The 5976-nt window shown below is 74.5% G+C and carries 11 protein-coding genes; 10 read left to right on the top strand and 1 reads right to left on the bottom strand.

Annotation, left to right across the window (positions count from 1 at the left end):
- On the bottom strand, positions 1–338 hold a 338-nt coding region (locus ABZ914_RS44550), incomplete at its 3' end, for a hypothetical protein (protein WP_500200761.1).
- Between the two features lie 234 nt (positions 339–572).
- Between ABZ914_RS44550 and ABZ914_RS44545 the strand changes: the two genes are divergently transcribed.
- The 10 genes from ABZ914_RS44545 (at position 573) to ABZ914_RS44500 (ending at position 5850) form a co-directional block, all read left to right on the top strand.
- Entirely contained in the window at positions 573–1529 is a 957-nt protein-coding gene (locus ABZ914_RS44545) for an LLM class F420-dependent oxidoreductase (protein ID WP_500200760.1), read from the top strand.
- 43 nt (positions 1530–1572) lie between these two features.
- Positions 1573–1917 (top strand): hypothetical protein, encoded by a 345-nt coding sequence (locus tag ABZ914_RS44540; RefSeq protein WP_500200759.1) that lies wholly within the window; start codon positions 1573–1575, stop codon positions 1915–1917.
- Positions 1918–2076: 159 nt separating this feature from the next.
- Positions 2077–2529 carry a gas vesicle protein GvpJ gene (gene gvpJ, locus ABZ914_RS44535; protein WP_500200758.1) on the top strand — a complete coding sequence of 151 codons (453 nt, stop codon included), beginning with the start codon at positions 2077–2079 and terminating at the stop codon, positions 2527–2529.
- A complete protein-coding gene (locus ABZ914_RS44530; RefSeq protein WP_190856687.1) occupies positions 2526–3302 on the top strand; it encodes a GvpL/GvpF family gas vesicle protein in 777 nt (258 codons plus the stop codon). The genes gvpJ and ABZ914_RS44530 overlap by 4 nt, the downstream gene beginning before the upstream one ends.
- Positions 3303–3542 carry a gas vesicle protein GvpG gene (locus ABZ914_RS44525; RefSeq protein WP_190856688.1) on the top strand — a complete coding sequence of 80 codons (240 nt, stop codon included), beginning with the start codon at positions 3303–3305 and terminating at the stop codon, positions 3540–3542. It abuts the gene before it with no gap.
- A 28-nt stretch (positions 3543–3570) separates the two neighbouring features.
- On the top strand, positions 3571–3831 hold the full coding sequence (gvpO, locus tag ABZ914_RS44520; RefSeq protein WP_190856689.1) for a gas vesicle protein GvpO: 261 nt from the start codon (positions 3571–3573) through the stop codon (positions 3829–3831).
- 6 nt (positions 3832–3837) lie between these two features.
- Complete coding sequence (locus ABZ914_RS44515; protein WP_433155137.1) at positions 3838–4269, top strand: gas vesicle protein; 432 nt, start codon at positions 3838–3840, stop codon at positions 4267–4269.
- Positions 4266–5135 carry a GvpL/GvpF family gas vesicle protein gene (locus ABZ914_RS44510; RefSeq protein ID WP_500200757.1) on the top strand — a complete coding sequence of 290 codons (870 nt, stop codon included), beginning with the start codon at positions 4266–4268 and terminating at the stop codon, positions 5133–5135. The genes ABZ914_RS44515 and ABZ914_RS44510 overlap by 4 nt, the downstream gene beginning before the upstream one ends.
- A complete protein-coding gene (locus ABZ914_RS44505; protein WP_433252213.1) occupies positions 5132–5353 on the top strand; it encodes a gas vesicle protein in 222 nt (73 codons plus the stop codon). The genes ABZ914_RS44510 and ABZ914_RS44505 overlap by 4 nt, the downstream gene beginning before the upstream one ends.
- Complete coding sequence (locus ABZ914_RS44500) at positions 5350–5850, top strand: gas vesicle protein K (protein WP_347256692.1); 501 nt, start codon at positions 5350–5352, stop codon at positions 5848–5850. Before ABZ914_RS44505 ends, ABZ914_RS44500 begins: the two co-directional genes overlap by 4 nt.
- Positions 5851–5976 lie beyond the last annotated feature (126 nt).

The raw sequence follows: 5976 nt of genomic DNA, 5'->3' as shown, positions 1-5976 counted from the left end.
GCCGGCGCCCGGCGGCGCGCGCCGGGCGGGCGGTGGGCGGTGGGGGTGGGGGCGCGGGCGGGGTCGTGGGCGGTGCCGGTGGTGAACAGGGCGCGGCGCCCGGCGGTCGCGGCGGCGGCACCGAACGCGGCGGCGACGGCGCCGACGGTGATCTCGGTGATGTCGATCGTGGAGATCAGCGACAGGTAGAGCGCGAGGAGCGCGGCCCACCAGGCGAGCGGTTCGGCGGCGCGGCGGGCGGGGCCGGGGCGCAGCAGCGGGGTGGTCCGCGCGGCGCGGGGGCCGGCCGGGGGCAGTCCGGGCGGTCGCCCGGGCGGGCCCGGGGCTGGTGGCGTCATGCGTTTCCGCATACCCGAGCGGACGGTTCCAACCGTGATCGGCGGCAAGCGGTCGCCTCCCGCATCCCCTACCGGTCACCGGTTCGCGCCGGTCCGTGGTGCGGCACCGGAATGTTTGCGTGCGCCTCGCCGGGTAAGCCGCGCTACGACCGTGAGGCGCACCACGCCGACGGGGCACCGCGCCTTCGGGAGCACCGGGCACGAGCGCGGGGCCGGAGAGGGAAGGGGGCGGAGATGGCGAGGTTCGGGTACTTCCTGTCCAGCGAGGAGCACGCCCCCGGCGAGCTGGTGCGGCAGGCGCGGCTGGCCGAGCAGGCCGGGTTCGAGGCGCTGTGGATCTCCGACCACTTCCACCCGTGGCTGGACGAGCAGGGCCAGGCGTCGTTCGCCTGGTCGGTGATCGGCGCGATCTCGCAGGCGACGTCGCTGCCCGTCGGGACCGCGGTGACGTGCCCGCTGGTGCGCACGCACCCGGCGATCGTGGCGCAGGCCGCGGCGACGTGCGCGGTGCTGACCGGCGGACGGTTCACCCTCGGCGTCGGGACCGGCGAGTTCCTCAACGAGCACATCATCGACTCGCGGTGGCCGCCGGCGGCCGAGCGGATGGAGATGCTGGAGGAGGCCGTCGCGCTGATGCGGCGGCTGTTCACCGGCGAGCTCGTCACCCACCGCGGCGAGCACTACCGCCTCGACCACGCCCGCTTGTACACCGTTCCCGACGAGCCGCCGCCGATCCACATGTCGGGGTTCGGGACCAAGGCGGCGACGCTGGCGGGCCGGATCGCCGACGGGTTCATCTGCATGATGCCCGACGCGGACCTGGTGAAGGCGTTCCGCGACGCCGGCGGTGCGGGCCGTCGGGTGCAGGGCGGGCTGAAGGCGTGCTGGGCGTCCGACGAGGAGCGGGCGCGGCGGACCGCGCTGCGGCTGTGGGCCAGCGACTACCTGCCAGGCGAGGCGAACCAGCTGCTGCCGCAGCCGCGGCAGTTCCGCCAGCTGTCGCAGCTGGTGACCGAGGACATGGTCGCCGAGAAGGTGCCGTGCGGTCCCGACCCCGAGGTGCACGTGCGGGCGCTGCGCGCCTATGTCGACGCCGGGTACGAGGACGTGTTCGTCACGCAGATCGGTCCCGAGCAGGACGGATTCTTCGATTTCTACTCCCGCGAGGTGCTGCCCCGCCTGCGCGGATGACCCCTACTCGCACGGCGAGATCCCCCGGATGGAAGGAATGAGGATGGACACCCCCTCGGTGCCCGGCAAGGGCCCCGGACAGATCAGCAAGAACGCCTCGCGCGCCGGTACCGCCGCGTCCGGCAAGGCCTCGCAGAAGGCGTCAGGCGCGGTGTCGGGCACGGCGTCCGGCGCGAAGTCGGTGGCCCGCGCCGGCACGGACGCCGTCAGCGCCGTCGGCGCGGGCGCCGGGCAGGTGGCCGGGCAGGTCGGCGGCCAGGTGGCGGCGCTGCCGGGCCGGGTGGCGGGGCTGGCGCGGCTGGTGACGCTGCGGCGGCTGCTGCGCGCGGTGCCGGTGGTGGCCGCCGCGGGCGCCGGCATCGTGATCGGCCGCCGCACCAAGCGCTGACCCGCCCGTTCGCGCCCCCGGGACCGCCCCGCACGGGGAGGGTCCCGGGGGCGCGGCATGCCGCTTGACCGGCGCCTGACCGAAACCGGAATGTCCGTTTAGACAGGTCGAGGCGGGTAGAGGGGTGCATGAACGTTTTCCCCCGGACAAGGAGATGACATGACTGGGCCGATAGCCCAGCAGACCTCGGGCACCAGCACCGTCCAGCGCGGCGGCGGTGGCGGCAGCAGCAGCCTCGCCGACGTCGTCGACCTGATCCTGGAGAAGGGTCTGGTCATCGACATCTACGCCCGAGTGTCGCTGGTCGGCATCGAGATCCTCACGGTGGACGTGCGGATCGTGGTGGCGAGCGTGGACACCTACCTGCGGTTCGCCAAGGCGGTGAACCGCCTCGACATCGCCCACGACGGCACCTCGCAGGGCCTGCCGCAGTTCGTGGAGGGCATGCAGGAGTCGGGCGCGAAGAAGAAGACCCGGGGCGCGCTGGAAGGCGCCGGCGAGCGGCTGAAGGAGACCTTCGGCGGCGGCTCCGACGATGACCACGAGGACGAGGACGAGGACAAGCAGCCCGCGCGGCGGCGGTCGTCCCGCAAGAAGGAGGACGACGAATGACCTCCCCGAACGAATCCGGTGAGGGCAAGACCCCCCAGTACGTGTACGGGGTGACGCGCGCCGGCGCGTCCCTGCCCGCCGACGTGGCGGGACTGGACGACCGGCCGGTGACCCTGGTGGAGGACGGCGGGCGCTGCGCCGCGGTCGTCAGCGACCTGCCGGCGGGCCGCCCGCTGGGCGAGCGCGCCGACCTGGTCGCGCACCAGCGGGTGCTGAACGCGCTGCTGGACGCGGGCATGGTGGTGCTGCCGTTCCGGTTCGGCGCCGCCCTGTCCGACCGCACCGCGGTCCAGAAGGAACTCCTGGAGGGCAACTCCGACCGGCTCGGGCAGGTCATCGACCAGCTCGAGGGCCGGGTGGAGCTGCGGCTGAAGGCCACCTACGTCCAGGACACCGTGCTGCGCGAGATCATGCAGGCCGAGCCGGAGGTCGCCGAGCTGTCGCAGCGGCTGCGGGAGGTCCCCGCGGACGTCGCCGACGCCGTCTACTACGACCAGGTCCGCCTCGGCGAGCTGATCGCGCAGGCGATGGACCGGCGCCGCGAGCACGACGGGCAGGTGCTGCTGGAGGCGGTCGCGCCCGCGGCCGAGGCGTTCGTGCGCAAGACGCCGCCCCGCGAGGAGGACGTCCTGGACGCCTCGTTCCTGGTGCGCACCGACCGCCGCGAGGAGTTCGAGAAGGTCGTGGAGAAGCTCGGCGCGTCCCACACCGAACGGATCCGGCTGCGGCTGATCGGGCCGCTGCCGCCGTACGACTTCGTCCCGGAGGCGTGAATGGGCCTGTTCACCGGCCTGGTGACGCTGCCGCTGGCGCCCGTGCGCGGGGTGATGTGGCTGGCGGAGGTGCTCACCGAGCAGGCCGAGCAGGAACTGTACGACCCCGGCAGGATCGCTGCGGAGATGCAGCAGATCGCCGACGAGGTCGCCGCGGGCGAGATCGGCGAGGACGAGGCCGCCGCCCGCGAGGAGGAACTGATCGCCCGCCTGCACGAGGGCCGCGCCCGCGGCCTGTAGCGGCGCGGCGCGTGGAGGGAGACCAGTGATGATGTCGGCGTCCGAGGCCGCCAAGCGGGCGGCCGAGCACGTGACGGCGATGACCGGCCGCGCCGCCGAGAGCGTCGTCGGACTCGAGCGCTCCGGCGAGGACGGCTGGCGCGTGGCCGTGGAGGTGGTGGAGACCCACCGCATCCCCGACTCCGCCGACATCCTCGCCATCTACGACACCGAGGTCGACGCGGACGGCGAACTGGTGTCCTACCGGCGCGTCCGCCGGTACCCGCGCGGACGAGTGGAGAGGGACTGAGGACCGTTGAGTGAGATCTCCTGGACCGGCTCGCGGGGGCCCGCCAAGTCGATGGCGGGGGAGCGGCAGTCGGCGAACCTGGCCGACCTGCTGGAGCGGATCCTGGACAAGGGCATCGTGATCGTCGGTGACGTCCGGGTGAACCTGCTGGACATCGAGCTGCTGACGATCAAGCTGCGGCTGCTGGTGGCCTCGGTCGACCGCGCCCGGGAGATGGGCATCGACTGGTGGGAGCACGACCCGTCGCTGTCGTCGAAGGCCCGCGCGCCGAAGTCGGGCGACGGGCACGTGGAGGGCGGCGCGGACCGGGAGCTGCTGGAGGAGAACCGTCGGCTGCGTGAGCGGCTGGCCGCGCTGGAGGCCGGCGACGCCTCCGCCGCGTCCGGTTCCGAAGGCTCCGGGTCCCGCCGCGCCGAGGGGAAGGAGGCCGGATCGTGACTGACCACGAAACTGTCGGTGACGGCCTCGCCGTCTACCTGTACGGGGTGGCGCGGGGCCTGGACCCGGCGGCGCTGGACGGCGCCGCCGGAGTGGGCGGCGCGCCCGTGCGCACCATCGTGCGCACTAGCGCGGCTGGGACGCTGACCGCGCTGGTCAGCACCGTCCGCCTGGACCAGTACGGCGAGGCGGCGCTGCGCGAGAACCTGGAGGACCTGGCGTGGCTGGAGGAGACCGCCCGCGCCCACCACGACGTGGTGGACCGGGCGGCGCACGCCGCGCCGACCGCGCCGGTGCGGATCGCCACGATCTACCGCGACGACGCGCGGGTGGCGCAGGTGCTCGACGAGCAGGGCGACCGGTTCGCCCTGGCGCTGGACCGGGTCGCCGGCCGCGCCGAGTGGGGCGTCAAGGCCTACGCGCACCGCGAGGCCCTCGAACCCGCGCAGGCTCCCGAGCCCGCCGCGCCCGAGCCGGGGTCGGGGGGGGGGGGGCCGCCATTCGTGCGGCGCCGCCTGGCCGCGCGCCCCCGCCGCGCCGACGCGGGCCGCAAGATCAGCGAGCAGGCGACGGCGATCCACGACGGCCTCGCCGAACTCGCGGTCGCCGCCCGCCACCACCCGCCGCAGGACCCCAAGCTGTCGGGCCGCGACGGCGTGCAGATCCTCAACGCCGCCTACCTGCTGGAGGACGGCGACGCCGAGGCGTTCGCGCAGGCGGCGCGCGCGGCGGGGGAGCGGTGGCCGGGCATCGAGGTGGAGGTGACGGGGCCGTGGCCGCCCTACTCCTTCATCGACACCACCGACCCCGCACCCGGGACCGAAGGGGCCGGGCCCGCGCGGGCGGTCGAGGGGGCGGTGCGGTGACGGCCGTCCTGGACACCGGCCGCGACGTCCCGATGGAGCGGATCGCGCTGGTCGACCTGCTGGACCGGCTGCTGGCCGGCGGCGTGATGATCGCCGGTGACCTGGTCATCTCTATCGCGGAGGTCGACCTGGTGCGGGTGTCGCTGCGCGCGCTGGTCACCTCGGTCCGCGACGAGCTGCTGCGCGGCGACGAGCTGCTGCGCGAGGAGGAACGGTGAACCCCACGCCCCGCGACCCCCGCACCGGCCCCGGGACCGGACGGTCCCGCGCCGGGGAGCGCGCGCCGGTGTCGGGCGAGGTGTCGGTGCGCGACCCCGCGGCGGGCGACCCGCTCACCGACGACATCCTCGCCGGCCGCACCGGCGGCGCCGCCGCGGACGCCCCGGTCCGCGCGACCCGCGCGTCCGCGCACGCCGAGGCCCTGCGGGAGCGGTCGTCGCGCACGATGCAGCGGCTGCGCACCGACCCCGAGACCGTCGAGCGGGACCTGGTGAAGCTGGTGCTGACGCTGGTGGAGCTGATCCGGCAGCTGATGGAGCGGCAGGCGCTGCGCCGCGCGGAGGGCGGCGACCTCACCGACGAGCAGATCGAGCGGCTCGGGCTGGCGCTGATGCGCCTGGACGAGGCGATGACCCGGCTCAAGGACCACTTCGACCTGGAGGACGGCGACCTGAACCTCGACCTCGGGCCGCTGGGGCCGCTGCTGCCCGAATGACCCCCGTTCCGTGGGGGGGGGGGGCGGGGGGGGGCCGGGCGCGGGGCGGGCGCGCCCCCCCGCCCCCCACGGCTACTCCACCTGACACCAAGAAAAAAACAAAACAAAACAAGATAATATAAAGAA

Source organism: Spirillospora sp. NPDC046719, assembly GCF_040645715.1.
GTDB lineage: Bacteria > Actinomycetota > Actinomycetes > Streptosporangiales > Streptosporangiaceae > Spirillospora.
This window is presented reverse-complemented; position numbering and strand designations above follow the sequence as displayed.

Bases quoted from the DNA above. Each gene is read 5' to 3' on its own strand.
- ABZ914_RS44540 (WP_500200759.1), top strand. From the start codon at position 1,573: ATGGACACCCCCTCGGTGCCCGGCAAGGGCCCCGGACAGATCAGCAAG.
- gvpO (WP_190856689.1), top strand. From the start codon at position 3,571: ATGATGTCGGCGTCCGAGGCCGCCAAGCGGGCGGCCGAGCACGTGACG.
- ABZ914_RS44525 (WP_190856688.1), top strand. From the start codon at position 3,303: ATGGGCCTGTTCACCGGCCTGGTGACGCTGCCGCTGGCGCCCGTGCGC.
- ABZ914_RS44545 (WP_500200760.1), top strand. From the start codon at position 573: ATGGCGAGGTTCGGGTACTTCCTGTCCAGCGAGGAGCACGCCCCCGGC.
- ABZ914_RS44530 (WP_190856687.1), top strand. From the start codon at position 2,526: ATGACCTCCCCGAACGAATCCGGTGAGGGCAAGACCCCCCAGTACGTG.
- gvpJ (WP_500200758.1), top strand. From the start codon at position 2,077: ATGACTGGGCCGATAGCCCAGCAGACCTCGGGCACCAGCACCGTCCAG.